Genomic DNA, 23,181 nt, shown 5'->3' on the forward strand with positions numbered 1-23,181 from the left:
TCTCTAGTCCCGTATCCCGAGAAACCGGAATGTCTGCCCCAGGCTATTGAATATCCCATGCGCGAATATCAGCGGCATGATATTCTTGCGGCCGATCCAAAGGTAGAGCATCGCAAAGGCAAAGCCGCCGACTCCGGTAATCAGCGCACCGTGCATCCCTTGATAATAATAATGCCGGTAGCCAAAGAAAACCGAAGAGAACAGGGCTGCGCCGATATCGGTCCGCCAGCTTCCGCCAAAGGCCGTGCTCGTCCGGTCGATCACAAAGGCGCGAAACAGCAGTTCCTCGAAAAACGACCCGTGGGTCCAGACGAGGAGCATCATCCCGATATAGGCAGCGAGATTGCCTTCGATATGATCAAACCGGCCGCTAGTGCCGACATCTTCGAAAAATGCATCGGCGAAAAGTTGCATCAGCTGCGTTGCCGCTATGAACAGGCCCATCGAAAGCAGCGTCAGACCAATGGTCTTCCACCAGTTTACGGGCCAGCGCAGGCCCAGGTCTTTCCAGCCCAGCCCCCTGCGCCGCAACAATATCGTTCCGACAAGCATCGCCGAGAATGTCGATGCAGGGCCGGCGTAGAGATAGCTGAAGGGCAGGACCGACTGCTTGACGATGACAAGAACCGCCAGAATGATCAGCAGGTCAGCCAGAGCGCCGAGATCAAACCGCTTTCCCGACATCTCCGGTCCGAGTTCCCTATCCGTTGTCGCTGACATCCAACCGCCTTCCATTCAGTAGTGTATTACACTAATATAACACTTGTTGTAATTGCCGCAAGCTTGCAGAATTTCTTGACCGCTGCGTCGCTGCAGTGCAGCATATCGCCATGACAGAATCCCTCACCGTCCGCCAAAATCCAGACATCAAATATCTCGGCAAATTGCTGGGCGACGTCATACGTTCCTATGGCGGGGAGGATCTTTACCGGCGTACCGAATATATTCGCTCGACCAGCGTCGATCGCCATCGCGGTCTCGCCGATGCGGATGCGATTGATCCCGGCCTTGATGCGCTGTCGCTCGACGAGACGCTCGCCTTCGTCCGCGGATTCATGCTCTTTTCCCTGCTCGCCAATCTTGCCGAGGACCGGCAGGGCGTGGCGGCGGAAAAAGGCGCCACGGTGGTCGAGGCGATCGAACTGCTGGCCAGCGAGGGCGTGGACCGGGACGCGATCCTGCATCTGCTCGAAGACGCGCTGATCGCGCCGGTGCTCACCGCCCATCCGACCGAAGTGCGGCGCAAGAGCATCATCGACCATAAATCCCGAATTGCCGAACTGCTGCTGATGAAGGACGAGGGAGAGGAAGAAACCCCGCAAGGCGACATGCTCGACGCCGCGATCCTGCGCCAGATCGCCCTGCTCTGGCAGACCCGTCCGCTGCGCCGCGAACGTCTGTTCGTCACCGACGAAGTGCAGATTTCGCAAAGCTATATGAAAGACGTGTTCCTGCCCGTGCTGCCCCGGCTCTATGCCAAATGGGAGCGGACTTTGGGCGCGCGGCTGCCGAGTTTCCTGAAACTCAACAGCTGGATCGGCGGCGACCGGGACGGCAATCCCTTTGTCGACGCCGGCGCGATGGAGGAAGCCCTGTCGCGCGCGGCGGAGACCGTTATCGGCTATTATCTGATGTGCGTTCACACTCTGGGCGCCGAACTGTCGATCTCCACCGAACTGGCCGACGTGCCCGAAGCGGTCCTCGAACTCGCCGAGGCCAGTGGCGATGATTCGCTCAGTCGCAAGGACGAGCCCTATCGCCGCGCCTTGTCCGGCATCTATGCAAAATTGTCGGCGACCCACCTCAAGCTGTGCGGTCATGTGCCGGGCCGCGCGTCGACGATTACCGCCGAGGCCTATGACAATCCGCAGCAGTTACGCGAGGAACTGGTCATTCTGGCGCAGGGTCTCAAGTCGGCCGGCAAGGGCGTCTTTGCAACTTCCGGAGCGCTTGGCCGCCTGATCCGCACAGTCGAACTGTTCGGCTTCCACCTTGCCACGCTTGATATGCGCCAGAACAGCAAAGTGCATGAGCGGGTTGTAGCAGAATTGCTGAAACAGGCCGGCGTCGAAGACGATTATCTGGCGCTCGACGAAGCGGCGCGGGTCAAGCGGCTCCGCGCCGAGCTGGCCAATAACCGCCCGCTGGCAAGCCCGTGGATCACCTATAGCGACGAGACCGCGAAAGAATTGTCGATCATCCGCGCGGCTGCCGAAGCGCACCGGAAATATGGCCCCGAGGTCATCACCAATTATAATATCAGCAACGGCGAGAGCGTTTCCGATATATTGGAAGTCTACGTCCTGTTGATGGAAACCGGCCTCTATCATGCGCCCACCGAAGACAATGCTTCACCATCCTGCCCGGTCATGGCGGTGCCGCTTTTCGAAACCGTCGCCGATCTGGAAAATGCGCCGCAGGTGATGACCGATTTCTTTGCCCTGCCCGAGATGCACGCGCTCGCAAAAGGTCGTGGTCATCAGGAAGTGATGATTGGCTATTCCGACAGCAACAAGGACGGCGGCTACCTGACCTCGACCTGGAGCCTGTTCAAGGCGAGCGATGCACTGACCCCGATATTCGCCGAGGCGGGCATCAAGATGCAGCTGTTCCACGGACGCGGCGGTGCTGTGGGCCGTGGCGGTGGTTCCGCCTTCGGTGCCATCAAGGCGCAGCCCAAGGGCACCGTCGCCGGGCGCGTCCGGATCACCGAACAGGGCGAAGTGATCGCTGCCAAATATGGTACCGAAGATGTCGCCGAAGCCAATCTGGAGGCGATGACCTCGGCCGTACTGATCAATTCGCTCGAACCCGACCGGACCGACGACAAGATACAGGCCGACCATGCCGCTGCGATGGACGAAATCTCGCAAGTCGCGTTCACCGAATATCGCGATCTTGTCTATGGCGACGACAGCTTCCGGACCTTTTTCCGGCAGATGACACCGCTGACGGAAATCGCCAAACTGAAGATCGGCTCGCGACCCGCCAGCCGCACGACAAGCGACAAGATCGAGGATCTGCGCGCCATCCCCTGGGTATTCAGCTGGGCACAGGCCCGGGTGATGCTGCCCGGCTGGTATGGTGTCGGACAGGCGCTACAGGCCTTTGACGACAAGGCGAAGCTGAAGGATATGGCGCAAAGCTGGCCCTTTTTTCAGGCCTCGCTCTCCAACATGGAAATGGTGCTGGCCAAGTCCGATATGGGTATTGCCGCCCGCTATGCCGGGCTGGTCGAGGATCAGGACATGGGCCAGGCATTTTTCGACCGTATCCGCTCGAGCTGGTACCAGACGCGCGACATATTGCTTGAAATTACCGATCAGCCCCATCTGCTGGCGAAAAGCCCGGCGCTGTTCAACAGTATCGAGTTGCGCCTGCCCTATATCGAACCACTCAACCATCTCCAGATCGAACTGATGAAGCGGCTGCGCGCCGGGGAAGATGATCCACGTATCGGCGAAGGGATCCAGCTGTCGCTCAACGCCATCGCCACCGCGCTACGCAACAGCGGCTGACGATCAGGCCGCCTTACAGCCTGCACAAAGGAAATTCCGCTGTCCGCCGGACAGCGATTCTTCCGAGCATTTTTGTCAGTCGCTTGCGCCATTTTCCGCGCCTAGACTTCTCCGAAACAGGAGAGATTCATGGCTGTCGAGACCAAGCGTAGTTTTTGTCGTTTTTGCCACGCAAGTTGCGCAATGATCGTCGAGGTGGAGGACGATAAGGTCAAATCCGTGCGCGGTGACAAGGAAGACCATCTGTTCCACGGTTACACCTGCATCAAGGGACGCCAGCTGCCCGACATGCACAATCTTCCCGACCGGATGATCACCAGCAAGATCCGCCAGCCCGATGGCAGCTTCAGGGACATCTCAACCGCCGAAGCACTGAAACTCGCCGGCGAGCAAATGAAGAAAATGGTCGAGGAACACGGCCCGCACAGCATCGCTGTCTACTGCGGCACCAATGCTTTCCAGAACAGCGCCGTGCTCGGCACGTCCTACGCATTCGCCCAGGGCATCGGTTCGCGCAACTGGTATACCAGCGTCACGGTCGATCAGCCGGCCAAGGTTTTTACCACCGCCCGCTATGGCATGTGGATGGGCGGCGGCAACGCCTTCACCGAATCCGACGTGGCGATGTTTGTCGGCAATAATCCGATCGTTTCCCATTATTCCGGTGGCATGCCGACATCCTCGCCATCGCGCGGCCTGCGTGACGCCAAGGCGCGCGGCCTGAAAGTCATCGTCGCCGATCCGAGGGTCAGCGAGATGGGCAAATTGGCGGATATCTATCTTCCCGTGAAACCAGGCGAAGATCCTGCCCTGCTCGCCGGCATGCTCAACGTGATTTTCGAAGAGAAGCTCTACGACCAGAATTTCGTCGCCGCCCATGTCGATGGCGTGGAAGAGCTGGAAGCCGCGGTCAAACATATGACTCCGGACATCGCCGCGAAGCGCGCCGGGGTCGAGAAGGATCAGCTGGTCGCCGCCGCCCGCATGTTCGCCGGCGCAAACAAGGGCCGCGTCGTCACCGGCACCGGTCCCGAAATGGCCGGCAACGGCACGCTGACCGAATATCTCGTGGCTTCGCTCAACATCCTGTGTGCCCGTTTCAATCAGGAAGGCGAGCGGGTATCCGCGCCGATGGTCTTCAACCCGCTGATGGGCGGACCGAAAAAGGCGCAAGTCGCACCGAAGATGCCGACCTTTGGCGAAGGTTTCCCCAAATCACGGATCAGGGGCCTGGGTCATCTCGGCAAGGAAATGCCATGCAATGTGCTGGCCGATGAAATCCTGACGCCCGGCGATGGTCAGGTCAGGGCGCTGATCTCGATCGGCGGCAACCCCGAAATCGCCTTTCCGGACCAGCAGAAAGTCCGCCGCGCGCTCGACGAATGCGAATTGTTCATCCAGATCGACCCATGGATGTCGGCCAGCGCCAGACGCGCCGACATGATCCTGGCGCCGAGCATGTGTCTGGAACGCGAGGACATCAACAATGTGTCGGACGCTTTCACCGAGGAAGCCTATGGCCATTATACCGAGGCGATGGTGCCTCCGCCGGGCGATACAATGGACGAATATGAAATGCTCTGGTGGCTGGCCAAGCATATGGGCATCGAAATGAATTTCCCCGGCGGCCCGGTCTCGATGGAGACCTGTCCTGACAAGGCGACCGTCCTCGACCTGATTTCCGAAGGCTCGCTGCTCAAACCGAGCAAGGCCAAGGCCGATGCCGCCGCACTGGAGCGCAAAGGCGCCGCCATCACGTATGACGAACTCCATCCCGTCGTTGGTCCGGCCGATCCGGACGCGCAGGAGAAATTTGATCTCAACGCTGGCGCCATGCCCAGCGAACTGATCGATTATGCCGCCAATGATCCGGTCGAGAGCGGTTTCGATTTCCGCCTCATCTCCCGCCGGTCCAAGCATCGCTATAACAGCAACGGCCACACCTTCCCGAAACTGGTCGAGAAAATGCCGACGAACCCGGCCTTTTTCAACCCTGCCGATCTCGCCGCAGCCGGCATCGAAGACGGCGCGATCATCGAAATAAGCTCACCGACCGCCTCGATTTTCGGTCTCGCCAAAGCGGACGACAAGGTCCGTCCTGGCGTTATCTCGATGAGCCATGCGTTCGGCGACAGCGAGGCCGGTAAGGACGATGTGATGACCAAGGGCGGCTCGACCAACCGCTTGATCGTCGACAATGACCATATCGACCCGATAACCGGCCAGGCCATGCAAAGCGCAATCCCGGTCAAAATTGCCGCGGCCTAGGAGGGCAATGCCATGCCGATGAGCGAGAATTATATCGACCAGATGAAAGCGCTGATGGAATGGGAGGCTTCCCGTACCGCACCGCCAGAGGGATTTCCACGCCTGCCTGACCTGCCCGCTGGCCGCTATACCAGCCAGGAATATTACGATCTCGAGCAGCAATATCTGTGGAAGAAAACCTGGCTGTTCGCGGCGCATATCGATGAAGTCCCCGAACCCGGCTGTTTCATGAAATGGGAACAGATTGGCGATCCGATCGTCATCGTGCACGGCATGGATGGGGAAATCCGGGCCTTCTACAACACTTGCCGCCATCGCGGTGCGCCGGTGGTAACCGAAGAAAGGGGCCGGTCGCCGCGGCTGATGTGCGGTTATCACAACTGGACCTACAAGACCGATGGCAGCCTCGTCGGGGTGCCGGAGAAACAGGATTTCGGCCCTGATTTCGACATGTCCTGCCGCAGCCTGATCCCGGTCAGATGCGAGAGGCTCGGCAATCTGATCTTTGTCAATTTTGACGAAGAGGCGATGCCGCTCAAACAGTGGCTGGGGCCGGTCTGGGATGAGTGGAAAGAATTCCGCTTTGACAAGATCAGGCTTGCCGCGCGCCACAGTTTCGACCTGCAGTGCAACTGGAAGGTGGCGATGGAAGCCAATATGGAGGTCTATCACGTCCCCTTCATCCATCCCGACACGGTTGCGCCTCTGGTCGACAGCAAGCGCAATGTGAACACCCTGTATCCCAACGGCCATGCGCGGATGCTTGCGCCTGCGCCCGAGCAGACCGACCGCGAACATGTCCGCGCCATCGACAGTCCGCCCCGCTGGCAGGAAATTGAAGGCGTCGGCGAATTTGGCCGCACCTGCACCCAAAGCTATACGATGTTCCCCAACTGGGTGTCACCGCTGAGCAATTATTTCGTTCCGCCACTGATCTTCTGGCCGACCTCCTTGAATACCACCCGGCTGGAACTGGTAACCATGGCCATGGACTGGGGTGATGGCCCGGCACCGGATCTGTGGACCGTGCCGGACGAAAGCAAAGCCAATGGCCGGGACATGTCGCCGATCATTCTCGAGGACACGCAGTTCGGCGAAATGATCCAGAAATCGATGGAAAGCGATGGCTTCAAAAGCGTGCCGCTAAGCTATCAGGAAGCGCGCATCTACAGCTTCCACCAGACTTGCGACAAGATGATCGGTCTCAACCGGGTGCCGGACCATCTCGCGGTGGAACAAGTGATCGGCGACGAATGGGTCTATCCTAACGACCCCCGCGTCGCGCAGATGGAACAGATGGAAGCGGCGGAATAGCGGCTGGCTTCGTCAAGGCTTTTAAAGAGTGACAGGGAGAGACTGATGGGACGCGTCCAGGACAAGATCATATTGCTGACCGGCGGGGCCATGGGACTGGGCAAGGCCGCGGCACAGCGCCTGATCGAGGAAGGCGCCCGGGTGATCATCACCGATCACAACGCCGAAGCGGGAACCGCAACCGCAGCGGAATTGGGCGACAAGGCCGCGTTTCTGGAACAGGATGTGACCGATCCCGGACGCTGGGGCGAAATCATCACCCATGTCGAGGCCAAATATGGCCGGCTCGACGTGCTGGTTAACAATGCCGCCGTCACCGTTTTCGGTTCGATTGCGGATGTGAGCTACGAGGATTTCAAACGCTGCTATACCGTCGATGTCGACTCGATATTCCTTGGCTGCAAGAGTGCCCTGCCGCTGATGAGCAAGACGGGCGGGTCGATCATCAACCTGTCCTCGGCAGCTGCGATCAATGCCAGCGCCGATCTGGTCGCCTATAACAGCGCGAAAGCCGCGATTCCGATGCTGACCAAATCCATTGCCCTTCACTGCGCGCGTGAGAAAAACAAGGTCCGGGTCAATGCGGTGCTGCCCGGCACGATCATGACCCCCAATGTCCGCAGCGTCATCGACGGAACTCCGAACCCCGCCGAAACGGAAGAATCCTTCGCGTTGGCCCAGCCGGTCGGCCATATGGGCGAACCCGACGATATCGCGCATCTGATTGTCTATCTGGCTTCGGACGAAAGCAAATTCGCCACAGGCGCCGCGTTCGCGGTTGATGGTGGGCTGAGCATCTAGCCTGCCGGGCCGGTCACCGGATATGGGCGATGTTTTATATTGCAGCAAAGCCTAGCCTTTCCCGCACCAAATCCCTAAATGCACCAACATGCATTTTCTCGATCAAGCCAAAATCTATGTCAGCTCGGGCCAGGGCGGCCCTGGCGCTGTCAGTTTCCGGCGTGAAAAATATATTCAATATGGCGGACCCGATGGCGGCAATGGCGGCAAAGGCGGCGATATCGTGTTCGAAGCCGTCGAAGGCCTGAACACGCTGATCGATTTTCGCTATGCCCAGCATTTCAGAGCCCCGCGCGGCAAGGGCGGTGCTGGCCGCAACCGCACCGGTGCCGGCGGTGACGATCTCGTCATCAAGGTTCCGGTAGGCACACAGATATTGTCGGAAGACAAGGAACATGTGCTGCTCGACTTCACCCGCGAGGGCCAGCGTGCCACCTTCCTGGAAGGCGGTATCGGCGGGCGTGGCAATGCCAGTTACAAAAGCTCGACCAACCGCGCGCCACGCCAGCACCAGCCCGGCGAACCGGGCGAGGAAGCAGCGGTCTGGCTGCGTCTGAAACTGATCGCGGACGCAGGTCTGGTCGGCCTGCCCAATGCGGGCAAATCGACGCTGATCAACAAGGTGACCAACGCCAGCGCCAAGGTTGGCGCCTATCCGTTTACCACCATCCACCCCCAGCTCGGCGTTGTCCGGCACAAGGGACGCGAATTCGTGCTTGCCGATATTCCCGGCCTGATCGAAGGGGCTGCGGACGGAGCGGGCATCGGCGATCGCTTTCTCGGCCATATCGAACGATGCAAGATATTGCTCCATCTCATCGACGCGACCGGTGATGATCCGGTAAAAGCCTGGAAAACGGTCACCAAGGAACTGGAAAAATATGGTGGCGGCCTCGCCGAGAAACCGCAAATACTGGCGCTCAACAAGGCCGATCTGCTGGACGACGAGCTGATGGCGGATATCGCCGAGCAGTTGCGCGCAGCCGGCGCGGAACATGTTTTGCCTGTTTCGGGTGCGACAGGTGACGGGCTGGACGCGGCGCTGGACAAAATCCTGGAAGCGGTGGGCGAGAATAGTTCCATCGAGCGCAAGGGTCTCGACACAAGCACCTCTGGCGAAGAGGACAATGCCAAGGACTGGTCACCGCTGTGAGCGCTGAAAAGCCGGAGACGATAGTCGTCAAGGTCGGCTCTTCCCTGCTTGTCGGCGAAGACGGAAAGCCGAGGCGGGAATGGCTTGAGACACTGGTCGCCGATATCGCAAAACGCCACCAGGCGGGCGACGATATCATCATCGTTTCCTCCGGATCGATAGCTCTCGGCGCACGCAGGCTTGGCCTTGAACAGGGTGGCCGTTCCAGCCTGTCAGACGCGCAGGCAGCCGCTTCTGTCGGACAGATCGCGCTCAGCAGCCTGTGGTCGGAGCTGTTGGCCGAACATCAGATCACCGCTGCCCAGATGCTGCTCACGCTGGATGATCTGGAAGATCGCAAACGCTATCTCAATGCCACTGCCACGCTGGAAAAATTGCGGGAGCATCGCGCCGTTGCGGTGATCAACGAGAATGACAGCGTCGCCACCGACGAAATCCGCTTCGGCGACAATGACCGGCTTGCCGCGCGGGTCGGCCAGGCCGCATCGGCCGATCGCGTGCTGTTGCTGTCCGATATCGACGGCCTTTACGATCGCCGCGAGGACAGCGAGGCTTACGGGCAATTTATCGGCGTGGTCGAAACGGTGGACGAATCGATCATGGCAATGGCGGACGGAAGCTCTTCCTCCGGCCTGGGTTCCGGCGGCATGACATCCAAGCTGGAAGCTGCGAAAATTGCCAATTTCGCCGGCATTGAACTGTCGATCATCTCCGGGCGACAGGACCATCCGCTTGAGCGCTATGCACTCACCAATGTCGGTACGCTGTTCAAGGCCGGCGATGGTGCCAATGCCCGCAAGGCATGGCTGGGCGGACGGCTGACCTCGGCCGGATCGATTACCATTGATGCCGGTGCGATCGCTGCTCTGCAGTCGGGAAACAGCCTGTTGGCGGCGGGAATCATCACGATTGAGGGCCAGTTCGAACGCAGCGATGTGGTCGATATCCGCGACGAAGACGGTCTGACGATCGCCCGCGGTCTGGCCGAATATAACGCGCTCGACTGCGCCAAGATCATCGGCCACCGCAGCTCGGAACTGGAGGCCCTGCTTGGCTATGCCCCACGTAGCGCGGTGGTTCACCGAAACCAGATGGTGCTGGTCTAGTCGCGATGCCCGGCGCCGCTCACAAGACAGTCGCGATCACCGGCGCGACCGGCTTTGTGGGCAGCCGGATGCTTGATCTGGTCATCCGGCACGGCTTTCGGGCGCGCGCGCTGACCCGGCGCAAGCAGGATGAACGTCCCGGCATCAACTGGATACGCGGCGCGCTGGACGATCCGGACAGTCTCGAAAGACTGTGCCGCGGCGCGGATATGGTTCTGCACATCGCCGGTGTCGTCAACGCGCCGGACAGAGCCGGTTTTGAAGCTGGCAATGTCGCAGGAACATTGGCCGTCATCGAAGCTGCCAAACAGTCGGGAACAAAACGGTTCATCCATGTGTCCTCGCTGGCTGCCACGCAGCCGCAACTGTCGATTTACGGAGAAACCAAAGCGAAGGCGGAAAAACTGGTCCAGACCAGTGGCCTCGACTGGACCATCATCCGGCCGCCGGCGGTCTATGGCCCCGGCGACGGCGAATTTCTCGACCTGTTCAAGATGGCCCGACTGGGGTTCCTGACCCTGCCGCCCGACGCAGACGGACGTTTGTCGGTGATTCATGTTGAAGATCTGTGTCGCGCCCTGCTGGCATTGCTGCCGGAGCAGGAGGATTATACCGCGAGGATATTCGAGGTTGATGATGGCAAGCCCGGCGGCTGGACCCAGACCGGCTTTGCCAAAGCGATTGGTCAGGCAATGGACAAACGCGTTGCCACGATTGCGACGCCCAAAGCCTTGCTCCGGCTGGCTGCCGGGGCCGACCGCCTGCTGCGCGGCGACCGGGCCAAGCTTACCGGAGACCGGGTCAATTATTTTTGCCATGATGACTGGACGATAAACCCGCAGAGGCGCTTGCCAGCTCAATATTGGCAAGCGCAGGTCGAGACCCGCCAGGGGCTCAAGGATACCGCGAAATGGTATCGCCAGAACGACTGGCTGTGACGCTGATCAGATGATCGGTCCGGCTATCTGCTCGTAAACATAGGCGATGAAAGTCAAGGTGAGTCCGGTCAGGAACACGCGGTAAGCCCAACCCAGAAAACGGTATTTCTTGCGGCCCAGGATTGTTCCCATCTGGTAGATGTCGCGCAGCATCGCACGGTAGACCGATTCCTGTGTTTCAAATTCCTCGCTCAACAGCCGTTCGATAAATTCCTCTTCTGACAGGCTGGTAAACCCGCCAAAGAACAGAATATTTGTCGGCCCGCCTTTGCGCGGCGTAAAGGCCGGCATCACCGCGATTGCGGCCAGCCCGGCCGAGCAGAATGCTGCGATCGCCAGAATCATCAAAGGTATCGACAGATCACCGGTGCGGCTCTGGCCGATGGCAAGCGTGAACACTATGAAGGTCGCACCGATCAGCATATTGGCCTTATGGTCCGCCATCATGCTCAACTGGACATGATGCTGCTGGGTCGTTCGCAGCGCATAAACCGCATCATCCGGCCATTTTCTCTCTTCCACCATATCCAGTCCCCCTAAGCTTGTGAGAAAGTGACATAATCGGCGCTTTTGGGCAAGCTGATGCCGCTTTTGCGCCTTATTCGCTTGCCAATGGGGCGTATGTCTTGGCAAAGGTCAGGAATAGCAATTTTGAAAGCATATTATGGCAAATCGCGAAGAAATCATGGCCAAGGTCGGAGAGCTGATCGGGCCGTTCAACAACAAGGGCGTCGAACTGACCGCCAGCACCACTTTTCAGGGTGATCTCGAATGGGACAGCCTGACGGTCATGGACTTTGTCGCTGCGGTCGAAGACGAATTTGATATCATCATCACCATGAACATGCAGGCCGAGATCGAAACCGTCGGCCAGCTCGCCGATGCCGTCGCAAAGTTGATGGAAAGCTAGAGCCGGACACCCGTTCGCCCTGAGATAGACTAAGGGTCGCACGAGCGGGTGATTGGTACTTCGACAGGCTCAGGACTAACGGAAGTAAAGCATGACCGATCTACTCAGTAAATTTGATCCGCTCATTCAGGAGCGCGAAACCCTTCTGGCGACGGGCGTAAAGGACCCGTTCTCGCTGGTGATGGAAGAGGTGCTCTCGCCCACCGTCGCCATCTGCAACGGCAAGAAAACCATCCTCCTTGGCACCTATAATTATATGGGCATGACCTTTGACGAGGATGTTCGGCAGGCCGGCCTCAAGGCGCTGGAAGAATTCGGCTCCGGCACCACCGGCAGCCGCGTGCTCAACGGGACCTACAGCCTGCATCGCGATTGCGAGGAAGCGCTCAAGGAATTCTACGACATGGACCATGCGATGGTCTTTTCCACCGGCTATCAGGCCAATCTCGGGATCATTTCGACGTTGGCCGGCAAGGGCGACTATGTCATCCTCGATATCGACAGCCATGCATCGATCTACGACGGCTGCGCGATGGGCAATGCCGAGATCGTCGCGTTCCGCCACAATGATGTCGAAGCGCTGGAAAAGCGCCTGAAGCGCCTGCCTGCCGCAGCCGGCAAGCTGGTTGTTCTCGAAGGCGTCTATTCGATGATGGGCGATGTCGCGCCGCTCAAGGACATGGTTCGCATCTGCAAGGAAAACGGTGCGATGGTGCTGGTCGATGAAGCGCACAGCATGGGCTTTATTGGCGAAAATGGCCGCGGTGTCTGCGAAGAACAGGGCGTAATTGACGACGTCGATTTCATCATCGGCACGTTCAGCAAAAGCGTCGGCACGGTTGGCGGCTTCTGCGTCTCCAACCATCCGAAGGCCGAAATCCTGCGTCTGGTCTGCCGTCCCTATGTGTTCACCGCCAGCCTGCCGCCCAGCGTCATGGCCACCGCCAGCACATCGATCCGCAAGCTGATGCACAGCGGCAACAAGCGCGCGCATCTCTGGGAGAATAGCAAGAAGCTCCACAAGGGCCTGCGCGACCTGGGCTTCACGCTCGGCACGCCGGAAGCGCAAAGCGCGATCATCGCCGTGATCATGCCCGATCTCGAAAAAGGCGCGATGATGTGGCAGGCGCTGCTCGCCGAAGGGCTTTATGTGAACCTAGCAAGACCGCCAGCGACACCCGCGAATATGACTCTGCTACGCTGTTCATTATGCGCGGAACATACAAGCGAACAGGTCGACCAGATATTGGGCATGTTTGAAGCGGCCGGGAAAGCGGTCGGGGCGATTTGATGCCAGTCAGAAATAGACATCAGATTCAATTGTTTCTGATCGCTATTTTCTCTATTTTTGGCTTAGCTGCATGTGATGCCCAAAAAGCCCAAGCTCCCTCGGATGAACTCATAACAGAAACAAAGTCTATCGAAGTCTATCCTCACGCCAAGTCGGTACGTTTATTCATTGAAGACCGACCACTCAACGACGATGGCTTCTTTGGTATGGGCAATGTCGATGGGGTCGAGTTGACTTCCGAGCAACGAATGATGTTTGAAAAAGCCATCTTTCGTCAAATCATCGTTCAACGTCCCGAAAGTGGCGAAGGTGCCTACGAAGAAGCATGTTTTATTCCCCACCATTTCTTCCGATATTTTAATGAATTGGGAGAAATGGTTGGCGAAATAGAAATTTGCTTTTGTTGCGATGGAGGGTTGGCCAGTCCGGCATTGATCGAACCTGCGGATGATCAGTGGGTCGAATATGACATAGCAACAATCAAGAAATTGGTTCAATCGATGGACCTTCCAACGGACGTAAACTGTAATGAATAATCCCATCCTCATCGAACAGCGCGGCGCGATAGAAATCCTGACGCTCAACCGCCCCGACAAGCTCAACACAATGAACGAGGATATGATCTTCGCGCTGCAGGATTATTTCCGCGGCCTACAGAAGCGCCACGATATCCGCGTGGTCCTGTTCCGCGCCGAAGGCCGCGCCTTTTGCGCCGGCCTCGATATTGGCGGCTGGAAGAATGACGGGTCAGCCGGGCAGGTCCAGCATGTCTGGCGCACCCAGCGATCCATCGCCACGGTGATGCAGCTGATGCGGCAATGCCCGCAACCGATTATCGCGCTAGCACAAGGGGCGGCTTGCGGCGGCGGTTTTTCGCTGCTGCTGGCCAGCGACGTCCGTTTTGGCGCGCCGTCGCTGAAGATGAATGCGGCCTATATCAAGATCGGACTCGGCGGTTGCGATATGGGATCGAGCTATTTTCTGCCGCGCATGGTTGGCGCGTCGATTGCGTCGGAACTGATCCTGACCGGGCGTTTCATCCATGCCGAACGGGCGGAGAAATACGGGCTGATCAGCGAAGTCGTCGAGGAGAGCAAACTGCTCTCGACCGGCCTGTCGCTAGCGGAAGACATGCTCGACACCGCGCCGATGGGTCTGCGCCTGTCCAAGGATGCGCTCAACCGCAATATCGATGCGCAGAGTTTCGAAGCGGCGCTCGCCATCGAGGACCGGCAGCAGGTGATGCTGTCGATGACCGAAGACAGCCGCGAGGCGGCCAAAGCCTTTTTTGCCAAAAGAAAGCCGGATTACAAGGACCGGTGAGTTCTCGTCATCCTGAACCTGTTTCAGGATCTCGTCACTCTTGCTACCACCTTCCGGTTCGAGTTCCCGGGGTCCTGAAACAGGTTCAGAATGACGGGCTCACTTGATCGCCCCCCCGGCAATCAGCCGCGGCAACATCACCAGCGCGCCCAATATCGGCCATCTGCGCTGCCAGGGTTTGATCACATAATCGGTTCCGGCATGGCGGTTGATCTTCCACGCCAGATAGTCAATCCCGCCGGCATAGGTGGCGGATGCCTTGGCCAGCCTGGCGAGCGTCAGCAATTTCCCGTTGCGCCGCAGTTGCCGCCATCTTTTCTCGACCGCGTCGCGGGAGGCAATGATTTTGAGATCCCGGCCACCAGCCGCATCCCGCGCGGCAATCGCCGCCATCACGGCCGGCCCAAATCGCGCATAACGTTCGGGATCGGAATCGACGACGGAATCGGAGCGATCCTTCCGCTCGGCGCGCAACTCCGCGCCGTAGGTCAGTTCGAAGCCCCGCTTCCAGAGATCAATGACCCTGTGTTCGGTGTCGATGTCCATCATCGGGAAACTCATGTCGAACAGGGTGATCGCAGCGCCCTCGATCGCCTCGACCGCCCGCAGCCCTGCCGCTTCATCTGCCTGCCAGACCAGCCGTGAGGGTTGGGCAAAGCGGGCCCAGACACTGACCGCGCTGGCGCCGATCCGGTTCAGTCTATGGAAATCTGCCTCGCTGAGCACCGCCACCTTGGCGACCAGCCCGTCATGTTCTGCCGGAAAGACATTGGGCGGCAGACGTCTGTTCGCCGCCACCAGCCAGCTTTTGCCATAAGCCGCCTCGTAGTCCGAGACGATCAGGTAGAAATCGAGCATCTGCCCTTCGAGCTCGGTGGTGCGCAGGCAGGAACCGTAAAACAGCACTGCCCGCGACGCCTCGCCATATTGCGCGGCGATGGCAGCGGCAAAGGCCGTCACCCGCGTGTCGACGGGCTCGGCCAGTTCCTGCGCTATCAAGGTCTTGAGTTCGCTCACGCGAAAGCTTCTAGCTCAGGCGGCGAGCCGAAGAAAGGACACTGGTTTGGTCGATTTCAAGACGATCGGCTGCCCCGGCTGAGCCGAGAAAAGTTCCCCGTCCATCAACACATTGCTGCCATCGCCTTCGATGCGGATCATGTCTCCGCGTTCCAGATAAATGCCCTTTTGTACTTTTCTGCCCAGCCGGCCGAAAATCACCGACAGCAGAAAACGCATAATGGCACCGGCCTGGTGATCAATGGCCAGAAACTGCATCCGGCCAATCGCGTTCTTGTTCCGCATCGACCGCTTCATCAGCAACAGCTTCTCCAGTGTGGTCACGATCAGCACCGCGAAATTGCCCTGAAACTGGCCATCACGGATCAGCGATATCTTGATGGGCGTCGACCGTTTCGGCAGGAATTTGCCCTTTATCCCGAACAGAACGGAGGCAAGAGCAGCAAAAACCGTCAGCACATGCGCTGCGGCATTGGGGAGGCCCAGCGGGTAGATCTTGTGCCGGCAATAGAGAATGAATTCCGACAGGCCGGCCCCGCCCAGAAACATGCCGAGCACTACCTTGCTATCCTTGCTGCCGTCCGACAGCGCGATCAGTTCGCGGTCAACAAGATGCTCGTGCAGGTCATGCTTGGCCAGTTCGACAATCCGTTCCAGTGCTTTCAGCGGATTGCCCTCGGCACCCAGATCAAGCGCGATCAGATTCGTCTTGCCATTGGGCAGAACGGCCACCGGCGGCGGGTTGTCGCCGAAATGGCCGCCCTGGTGCAATTCGGTCAGCGCCGCCTGTACCGTACCATCGCCGCCGTTGATCACCAGCACCTTCGGCTTCACCCGGGCAATGGTTTCCAGCGCCTTGGCAATTTCATCGACATGATCCACCTCGTAATGGAAAACATCGCTGTTCTTGACGCAATAAGAGCGCACTTCCGGCAAAATCGACCGGTTCCCGGTTGAGTTAGGATTGGAAAGAAGTGCGACATTTGCCATGAATTAGCCCCAAATTGTCCCGCGTGCTGAATGCATCACATATATTTCATCGTGATGCGGATGGATTTAACCTCATTGCCGATGGCAAATTTGGTTTTCTTGTAACTCGGCTTGCCAAGGTTGAAGATGTTGATGCTCGGATTGTTCGACATGCCGCCGCCGTCGCTGGTCAGGTCGGTCTTGCCATTGCCGTTGAGATCATGACGCACGGCAATCGCATATTCGCCCGACTGGCTGAACGGCAGGCAGAAAGTCATGTTCTTTGCGCTGGCCGGTACTTCAATACGCGACAGCCACGCACCGCTTTTCAGCCATTCGTCCTTGGTGCCGCGATAGCTCTGGACGCGAACCTTGCCTGTGGCTTCTTTCAGCCCTTCGATTTCCACTTTTACCGCCGGACCTTTGCCCGATTGGCACTGCCGCATGTCATTGGGTATGACGCGACCTCCGGCGAATGCAGGGGCGGAAGATAACAAAATAGCGGTCGAGAATGCGATAGATGCCGCAAATTTCAACATGACGTAGTAACTCCTAGTCGTTATACCCGCGCCATTACTCCGGCGCGGACAAGAATCAGCCCCCTGATCTACCGATTGCTATGGATTTGATTTGCGGCGAAAACATGGTGAGAGGGAGACAACAAGTTGAAACTGCTGACCTCCACTGATCGTTATCTGGCAAGGCTGATCGCGGTTCCATTGTTCAGCACATTAGTAATCGCTGCCATGCTGCTGGTGTTGGAGAAAATGCTGCGGCTTTTCGATTTTGTCGCGGCAGAAGGTGGCCCTGTCAGCGTGGTCTGGCGGATGCTGGCCAATCTGATCCCCGAATATCTTTCTCTCGGCATACCGATCGGGCTGCTACTCGGAATCCTGCTGGCTTTCAGGCAGCTTGCGCTCAGTTCGGAACTCGACGTTTTCCGCGCTGTCGGACAGGGCTATGGGCGGCTGCTCCGCGTGCCCTATCTGTTCACCATCGCCCTGATGCTGGTCAATCTGGCTCTGGTCGGATTCATCCAGCCACTGTCCCGCTACTATTATGAGGAACTGCGCTTTGAATTGCGTTCGGGTGCCCTCGGCGCCTCGATCAAGGTTGGCGAATTCACCAATCTGGGCAATCGCATGACCCTGCGCATCGAGGAAAGCCGTGACAATGGCACCAGGTTGAGCGGCATGTTCGTGCGCGCCGAGAGCAAGGAAGGTCAGACCGTGTCGGTCACAGCGAAAAATGGCCAGTTTCTCGCTACCGACGATCCCGACACGATCATATTGCGACTGACCGACGGCGTGCTGGTGCACGATGCTCCCAATTACGAAAAGCCGCGGATATTGAGCTTCAGCAACCATGACTTGCCGATCGACTTGCCCGATATCGAGACCTTCCGTTCGCGCGGCGGCAAGGATCTGGAATATACGATACCCGAACTGGTGCGGGTCGGGCAGGATGAAAACCGCCCGGTGGCCGAGCGCAATGAAAGCCGCGCCAACTTCCACTTCCGGATGGTCGAGGTCGTGATGATGCTGCTCTTGCCGCTATTGGCGGTGGCGCTGGCGGTGCCGCCCAAAAGATCCAGCTCGGCACTCGGCGTTTTCCTGTCGATCATCATGATTGTGACCTATCACAAGGTCAACGAATATGGCGAAGATGTCGGAGCCCTCGGCCTTGTCGACCCGATTATAGCCCTGTGGGTGCCATTCTGCCTGTTCGCAGCCCTGATCATCTGGATGTATCATGTTGCAGCCCATGTTCCCGGCGGCCAGCCGATCGGCGCGCTGGAAAAGGCGTTCTCCAAATTCGGCGGCGTCTTCAAGGGGCTGCTCAATTTCAATCGCAAACGCGCATTGATGAAGGAATAGCCGGACATGGACTTTTTCCCATCCCGTACACTCGCCATCTACATGGCCAAAATGTTCATCATCCGGACGCTGGCGGTGCTCGCGTTGCTGGTCCTGGTCCTGCAGGCGCTCGACCTGCTCGGTGAAAGCGGCAAGATCATGGCCTATGAAGGCAATGGCGAAGCCGAACTCTGGACCTATGTCTCGTTGCGCGCACCTCAGCTCGTCGCCCGCTTCCTGCCCTTTTCTGTCCTGCTCGGCACGATCATCACGCTGGCCACCCTGAATCAGAACAGTGAAGTCATCTCGATGAAGGCCGGCGGTCTTTCCGCCCACCAGATTCTTGCGCCGTTGATTGTCACCAGCATGGGCGTCGCGCTGTTGTCCTTTGTCTTCAACGAAACCATCGTCGCGCCGTCGACCGCCCGGTTGTCGCAATGGGAGAAAGTCGAATTTGGCCCGATCCCGGCGGAAAGCAACGTCCGCACCAATGTCTGGGTGAAAGATGGCAATAATCTGATCAATGCGCGGACCGTTACCGGCCGCGGCAATGATGTTCTCTTGCAGGACGTCACCATCTACAATCGCACCGCGAACGGACTGAAAAGCCTGTTGCAGGGTGAGGAAGCGCGGTTCACGGGCCAGGGCTGGAGAGTGACCGACGTCACCCGGTTCGATGTCAGCAGCGGTGTCGAAAAGAAGGAAGCCGAGTTGATTATCGGCGATTCGATCCGGCCGGACCAGTTCACGCTGACCAATGTTGATGCCGACAGCCTGTCGATATTCGCGCTGCGCACGGCGATCGGCGAGCTCGAACGGGCGGGGCGTCCGACAATGAGCCTCAAGGCCGGCTGGTGGCACAAGATATCCGGACCGATGTCGTCTGTACTGATGCCGCTGCTGGGCGCAGTCGCCGCTTTCGGGCTGGCCCGGTCGGGACAGCTTTTCCTGCGCGCTGTGATCGGCATGGCACTGGGCTTCGCCTATTTCGTGGCCGACAATTTTGCACTCGCCATGGGGAATATCGGTGCCTATCCAACCTTTCTGGCGGCCTGGGCACCATTCATGCTGTTTTTCCTGATCGGCGAGACGGTGCTCATCCGCACCGAGGAATAAACGCCTCAGTTTCTCCCGGCGCTGCCGCGCACCAGTCCGGTAATCAGAGTCCAGAGACTGCCGTGATCGGCCCGGTAGAATTTGGACTCGCTCGGCAATTCGGCCGCCAGACGCCGGTGCGCTTCACCGAGGCTGTGATAGGGCACACCCGGCAACAGATGGTGCAGCGCGTGATAACGCAGACCAACCGGCGCCCACAAAGCCGGCAAAGTGGCGGGTGGCGGTACGTTGACACTGTCGAGATATTGCGCGGTCACGCTCATCTCCTGGCCGTCATTTTCCCAGAGATGGGCGACCAGCGTACGGATCTGGTTCAGCACCACGCTGCCCGACATCACCGCCAGAAAGATCAGAAACGCGCGCAGCGGTATCACGTCGGTTGCAACCATGGCGAGCAAGGCGATAGCCCAGAGGCTGGCACCGATTTCGCAGGCCAGCCAGCGTCGTTTCAGGTCCCCTTCGGGCGGCTTGCGGCGGAACTCGGGATTGATGATCAGCCCCGAATAGCGCTCGACGACCAGCTTGCGGAGCGGCGGGATCACAGCCGACAGCGGGCTAAGGACCGCATAGCGGAACAAGAGCGCCACTGGTGCCAGTGCCGCGACAACCACGAACAGCGGCACCGACCAAGGCTTCATCAGCGCCAGCGGCAGATATTCTGGATCTTCAACCGTGCCATATTTCTTGGTCCGGTGGTGGATGCTGTGGATGCCCTCGTACATGAAGGACGGAATGAGCATCGGTACGCCAAACAGGGCATTCCACGCGAAATGGAAGCCTGGCAATGCATTGCGACGGACATGGGTGAGTTCATGAATGAAGCTGCCCGCCCGGTACAAGGCCAGAACGGCCAGCAGGCCAAAGGCGATGGCAACAGCGGTCGACTGGCTGATGATGGCACCGGCAAGCGATCCATAGCCCACGGCAACCGAGGCCATAAAATCAGACCAGTAGATCAACGGCTTCGGCACATTGAGATCGCGCGTCACCTTAGCCGCCGTGCGAATGAGCTCGACATCTTCGGGTACGGGCACAGCCGCATTGACCCGGCGCGATCCTGCCGCTGCGGTTGCCGCATTTTTCGAAGAGATAGTTGTCGAACTCATAATCACCTGCATTGTCGTTGGTTAGCCTAGAGCAACATATCGTGGCGAGATCATGGCAAGCGCAAGACCGCAATGGCGCACCTGCCCTTGACATTGCGCTTCGATTAACGCCACAGCCAGCGGCATATTTAGAAGGATGCAACATGTCGGCCACTCAGGATATAGTCGTAGAACCTGTCACAACCAAGGCCCAGACCAAACAGTTCATCGATATTGCCTACACGCTCAACGCCGGTGACCCGCAGTGGGTTCCTCCATTGAGGTCCGAAGTTGCCAAGCTGATCACGCCCGGGAAAAACCCGTTTTTCGAACATGCCCGGGTGCAATTGTTTCTCGCTCTGCGGGCAGGCAAGGTGGTTGGCCGGATCAGTGCCCATATCGACGAACTGGCACTGAAACAGCCGCCCGAACAGGGCATGGGTCCCGGAACCGGCAATTGGGGCCTGATGGAAGCGAGCGATGAAGCGGTGATGCACGCCCTGATCCATCGGGCCGAAGCTTGGCTGAAAGACCAGGGCATGAACCGCATACTCGCCCCGATCAGCATGTCAGTCTGGGAAGAGCCCGGTCTCTTGACCCGCGGCCACGACCATAGCCCGATGATCATGATGGGGCACCATAATGCGGACTATCAGGGCTGGATAGAGAATCTCGGCTATAGCGTCGCCAAGCGGCTGGTTACCTATCATCTGCCGGTAGAGGATGGCTTTCCCACTTTGGTGAAGCGGATTGTGGCATCGGGCGAGCGCAACAAGAAGCTCCATATCCGCCGGGTCGACAAAAAGCATTTCAATCGCGATGCCGCGATTATCATGAATCTGCTGAACGACGCCTGGTCGGGCAATTGGGGATTTGTCCCGATGACCGACCACGAAATCGAGCATGCTGGCAAAAGCCTCAAACCAATTGTCCATGAAGATCTGATCCGTATTGCGGAACTGGAAGGCGAGCCGGTGGCCTTCATGATGACATTGCCGGACATGAACGAGGTGCTCAAGACCATGAACGGTTCGCTTTGGCCATTCGGCTGGGCGAAGCTGCTCTGGTGGCTGAAATTTCCCAAGTCCAGTTCGATGCGTGTGCCGCTCATGGGGGTAAAGAAGGAACTGCAGAATAGCCGCCTAGCCAGCCAGATGGCGTTCATGCTGATCGAATATATCCGCCGCGATGCCAAACAGAATTTTGGCACCAAGCGCGCGGAAATTGGCTGGATACTGGAAAATAATCAGGGAATGGTAGCGATTGCCGAAGCGATTGAGGCAACGATCAATCGCGAATATCGGATCTACGAAAAGCCGATCAGCTAGGCTAAAATGATCCGTCGCCGGCAGGCGAGTCAGATATCCAGGTCAACCCAGGCCGGGGTATGATCGCTGGCCTTCTCCCGCCCGCGATGCTCCTTGTCGACGCCACAGCTTTGCAGGCGGTCTGCCGCTAGCGGACTCAGCAGCAGATGATCGATGCGAAAGCCCTGGTCGCGCTGCCAGCCACCGCTGCGATAGTCCCAATAGGTCCAGATCTTGCCCGCCGGATAGGTCACGCCCAGCGCATCGGTCCAGCCGTCGTTCAATATGCGGCGATAGCCCTCGCGGCTTTCCGGCTGCATCAACGCATCATTCTGCATCGCTTTCACCGAATAGACATCATTATCACGCGGAATGACATTATAATCGCCCGCCAGCACGGCGGGCACTTCTTCTGCCCAGATTTCGGCGGCGCGCGCGCGCAACCGCTTCATCCAGCGCAGTTTGAAATCAAATTTCGGTCCGGGATGGGGATTGCCATTGGGCAGATAGATGCTGGAAACGCGCACTTTCAAGCCGTCTTCAGCGCAGATATTGGCTTCGATATAACGGCTATGCTCGTCTTCCGGTTCCCCGTCGAGGCCACGCTTGACCTCCTCCGGGACCTGGTCACGCGCCAAAATGGCGACGCCATTGAAGCTTTTCTGGCCGTGCCAGATCGCACCATAGCCGATTTCCTCGAACTTGTCGGCGGGGAAGCCTTCATCCTGCGTCTTGATTTCCTGCAGGCAGGCAACATCGGGCCGGGTTTCTTCCAGCCACTCGAGCAGGCGCGGCAGACGCGCCTTGATGCCGTTTATGTTGAAGCTGGCTATTTTCACTTAGATCGAGAAGCTGGAGCCACAGCCGCAACCGGACGCCGCGTTGGGATTGGTCACCTGAAAAGCGCTGCCACCGAGCGACTCGACAAAGTCGACCGCGCTGCCGCGCACCAGATCGAGACTGATTTCATCGACAACCAGAGTGACACCGGATTCTTCTACCGCAATATCGTCCTCTTCAATATTGTCTGCCAAGCCGAAGCGATATTGGAAACCGGAGCAGCCGCCGCCTTCTACAGCCAGCCGCAAAATGGCTGCCTTGCCCTGTTTTTCGGCAATGGCCGCGACGCGTTTTGCGGCGTTGGGCGTCAGGACAATATCCTGTTCGGTGGTTGCGAGCAGTTGGTTCATAATATGTAGATAGGGAGAA

22 protein-coding genes are annotated in these 23,181 nt (G+C 58.4%); 14 read left to right on the forward strand and 8 right to left on the reverse strand.

Going from position 1 to position 23,181, the window contains the following annotated elements; all coding sequences use genetic code 11:
• Positions 1-3: 3 nt before the first annotated feature.
• Positions 4-720, reverse strand: coding sequence for a CPBP family intramembrane glutamic endopeptidase (locus SPHFLASMR4Y_RS09065; protein ID WP_186265904.1), 717 nt, complete (start codon positions 718-720; stop codon positions 4-6).
• Between the two features lie 110 nt (positions 721-830).
• Here SPHFLASMR4Y_RS09065 and ppc point away from each other — a divergent pair, with 110 nt between their 5' ends.
• The 7 genes from ppc (at position 831) to SPHFLASMR4Y_RS09100 (ending at position 11,098) form a co-directional block, all read left to right on the forward strand.
• Entirely contained in the window at positions 831-3,518 is a 2,688-nt protein-coding gene (gene ppc / locus SPHFLASMR4Y_RS09070; protein WP_089134795.1) for a phosphoenolpyruvate carboxylase, read from the forward strand.
• Positions 3,519-3,647: 129 nt separating this feature from the next.
• A complete protein-coding gene (locus SPHFLASMR4Y_RS09075; RefSeq protein WP_089133251.1) occupies positions 3,648-5,786 on the forward strand; it encodes a molybdopterin-dependent oxidoreductase in 2,139 nt (712 codons plus the stop codon).
• Between the two features lie 18 nt (positions 5,787-5,804).
• Positions 5,805-7,100: an aromatic ring-hydroxylating oxygenase subunit alpha gene (locus SPHFLASMR4Y_RS09080; protein WP_089134796.1), complete on the forward strand. Its 1,296-nt coding sequence runs from the start codon at positions 5,805-5,807 to the stop codon at positions 7,098-7,100.
• Positions 7,101-7,145: 45 nt separating this feature from the next.
• Positions 7,146-7,901: a glucose 1-dehydrogenase gene (locus SPHFLASMR4Y_RS09085; protein WP_089133252.1), complete on the forward strand. Its 756-nt coding sequence runs from the start codon at positions 7,146-7,148 to the stop codon at positions 7,899-7,901.
• Between the two features lie 88 nt (positions 7,902-7,989).
• A complete protein-coding gene (gene obgE, locus SPHFLASMR4Y_RS09090) occupies positions 7,990-9,054 on the forward strand; it encodes a GTPase ObgE (protein WP_089133253.1) in 1,065 nt (354 codons plus the stop codon).
• A complete protein-coding gene (gene proB / locus SPHFLASMR4Y_RS09095; RefSeq protein ID WP_260806924.1) occupies positions 9,051-10,160 on the forward strand; it encodes a glutamate 5-kinase in 1,110 nt (369 codons plus the stop codon). The genes obgE and proB overlap by 4 nt, the downstream gene beginning before the upstream one ends.
• Before the next feature lie 5 nt (positions 10,161-10,165).
• On the forward strand, positions 10,166-11,098 hold the full coding sequence (locus SPHFLASMR4Y_RS09100; protein WP_089133255.1) for an NAD-dependent epimerase/dehydratase family protein: 933 nt from the start codon (positions 10,166-10,168) through the stop codon (positions 11,096-11,098).
• A 6-nt stretch (positions 11,099-11,104) separates the two neighbouring features.
• On the opposite strand, the gene SPHFLASMR4Y_RS09105 is transcribed toward SPHFLASMR4Y_RS09100, so the two are convergent.
• Positions 11,105-11,623, reverse strand: a complete 519-nt coding sequence (locus SPHFLASMR4Y_RS09105; protein WP_089133256.1) for a Pycsar system effector family protein — start codon at positions 11,621-11,623, stop codon at positions 11,105-11,107.
• A 139-nt stretch (positions 11,624-11,762) separates the two neighbouring features.
• On the opposite strand from SPHFLASMR4Y_RS09105, the gene SPHFLASMR4Y_RS09110 reads away from it, so the two are divergent.
• The 4 genes from SPHFLASMR4Y_RS09110 to SPHFLASMR4Y_RS09125 all read left to right on the forward strand — a co-directional run bounded on the left by SPHFLASMR4Y_RS09110 (position 11,763) and on the right by SPHFLASMR4Y_RS09125 (position 14,622).
• A complete protein-coding gene (locus SPHFLASMR4Y_RS09110) occupies positions 11,763-12,008 on the forward strand; it encodes an acyl carrier protein (RefSeq protein WP_089133257.1) in 246 nt (81 codons plus the stop codon).
• A 91-nt stretch (positions 12,009-12,099) separates the two neighbouring features.
• Positions 12,100-13,299, forward strand: coding sequence for a serine palmitoyltransferase (gene spt, locus SPHFLASMR4Y_RS09115; protein WP_089133258.1), 1,200 nt, complete (start codon positions 12,100-12,102; stop codon positions 13,297-13,299).
• Positions 13,299-13,835 carry a hypothetical protein gene (locus SPHFLASMR4Y_RS09120; protein WP_089133259.1) on the forward strand — a complete coding sequence of 179 codons (537 nt, stop codon included), beginning with the start codon at positions 13,299-13,301 and terminating at the stop codon, positions 13,833-13,835. Before spt ends, SPHFLASMR4Y_RS09120 begins: the two co-directional genes overlap by 1 nt.
• Entirely contained in the window at positions 13,828-14,622 is a 795-nt protein-coding gene (locus SPHFLASMR4Y_RS09125; protein WP_089133260.1) for an enoyl-CoA hydratase/isomerase family protein, read from the forward strand. The genes SPHFLASMR4Y_RS09120 and SPHFLASMR4Y_RS09125 overlap by 8 nt, the downstream gene beginning before the upstream one ends.
• A gap of 99 nt (positions 14,623-14,721) precedes the next feature.
• Here SPHFLASMR4Y_RS09125 and SPHFLASMR4Y_RS09130 read toward each other — a convergent pair whose 3' ends face one another.
• From SPHFLASMR4Y_RS09130 to SPHFLASMR4Y_RS09140, 3 genes are read right to left on the reverse strand one after another with little or no spacing between them, the layout of a single operon-like run.
• Positions 14,722-15,639: a hypothetical protein gene (locus SPHFLASMR4Y_RS09130; RefSeq protein ID WP_089133261.1), complete on the reverse strand. Its 918-nt coding sequence runs from the start codon at positions 15,637-15,639 to the stop codon at positions 14,722-14,724.
• Positions 15,640-15,654: 15 nt separating this feature from the next.
• Positions 15,655-16,629: a diacylglycerol/lipid kinase family protein gene (locus SPHFLASMR4Y_RS09135; RefSeq protein WP_089133262.1), complete on the reverse strand. Its 975-nt coding sequence runs from the start codon at positions 16,627-16,629 to the stop codon at positions 15,655-15,657.
• Between the two features lie 35 nt (positions 16,630-16,664).
• A complete protein-coding gene (locus SPHFLASMR4Y_RS09140) occupies positions 16,665-17,147 on the reverse strand; it encodes a DUF2141 domain-containing protein (RefSeq protein ID WP_089133263.1) in 483 nt (160 codons plus the stop codon).
• A gap of 132 nt (positions 17,148-17,279) precedes the next feature.
• Here SPHFLASMR4Y_RS09140 and lptF point away from each other — a divergent pair, with 132 nt between their 5' ends.
• The gene (gene lptF, locus SPHFLASMR4Y_RS09145) at positions 17,280-18,485 is read left to right on the forward strand and encodes an LPS export ABC transporter permease LptF (RefSeq protein WP_089134797.1); all 1,206 of its coding nucleotides are present in this window, start codon (positions 17,280-17,282) and stop codon (positions 18,483-18,485) included.
• 6 nt (positions 18,486-18,491) lie between these two features.
• Positions 18,492-19,580 carry an LPS export ABC transporter permease LptG gene (gene lptG, locus SPHFLASMR4Y_RS09150; protein ID WP_089133264.1) on the forward strand — a complete coding sequence of 363 codons (1,089 nt, stop codon included), beginning with the start codon at positions 18,492-18,494 and terminating at the stop codon, positions 19,578-19,580.
• A gap of 5 nt (positions 19,581-19,585) precedes the next feature.
• On the opposite strand, the gene SPHFLASMR4Y_RS09155 is transcribed toward lptG, so the two are convergent.
• On the reverse strand, positions 19,586-20,686 hold the full coding sequence (locus SPHFLASMR4Y_RS09155) for a fatty acid desaturase family protein (protein WP_089133265.1): 1,101 nt from the start codon (positions 20,684-20,686) through the stop codon (positions 19,586-19,588).
• A gap of 143 nt (positions 20,687-20,829) precedes the next feature.
• On the opposite strand from SPHFLASMR4Y_RS09155, the gene SPHFLASMR4Y_RS09160 reads away from it, so the two are divergent.
• On the forward strand, positions 20,830-21,993 hold the full coding sequence (locus SPHFLASMR4Y_RS09160; protein ID WP_089133266.1) for an N-acetyltransferase: 1,164 nt from the start codon (positions 20,830-20,832) through the stop codon (positions 21,991-21,993).
• A gap of 29 nt (positions 21,994-22,022) precedes the next feature.
• On the opposite strand, the gene xth is transcribed toward SPHFLASMR4Y_RS09160, so the two are convergent.
• On the reverse strand, positions 22,023-22,811 hold the full coding sequence (xth, locus tag SPHFLASMR4Y_RS09165; protein WP_089133267.1) for an exodeoxyribonuclease III: 789 nt from the start codon (positions 22,809-22,811) through the stop codon (positions 22,023-22,025).
• A complete protein-coding gene (gene erpA / locus SPHFLASMR4Y_RS09170) occupies positions 22,812-23,162 on the reverse strand; it encodes an iron-sulfur cluster insertion protein ErpA (protein ID WP_089133268.1) in 351 nt (116 codons plus the stop codon). It lies immediately after the preceding gene.
• Between the last annotated feature and the right edge of the window lie 19 nt (positions 23,163-23,181).

This window comes from Sphingorhabdus sp. SMR4y, assembly GCF_002218195.1.
Lineage (GTDB): Bacteria > Pseudomonadota > Alphaproteobacteria > Sphingomonadales > Sphingomonadaceae > Parasphingorhabdus.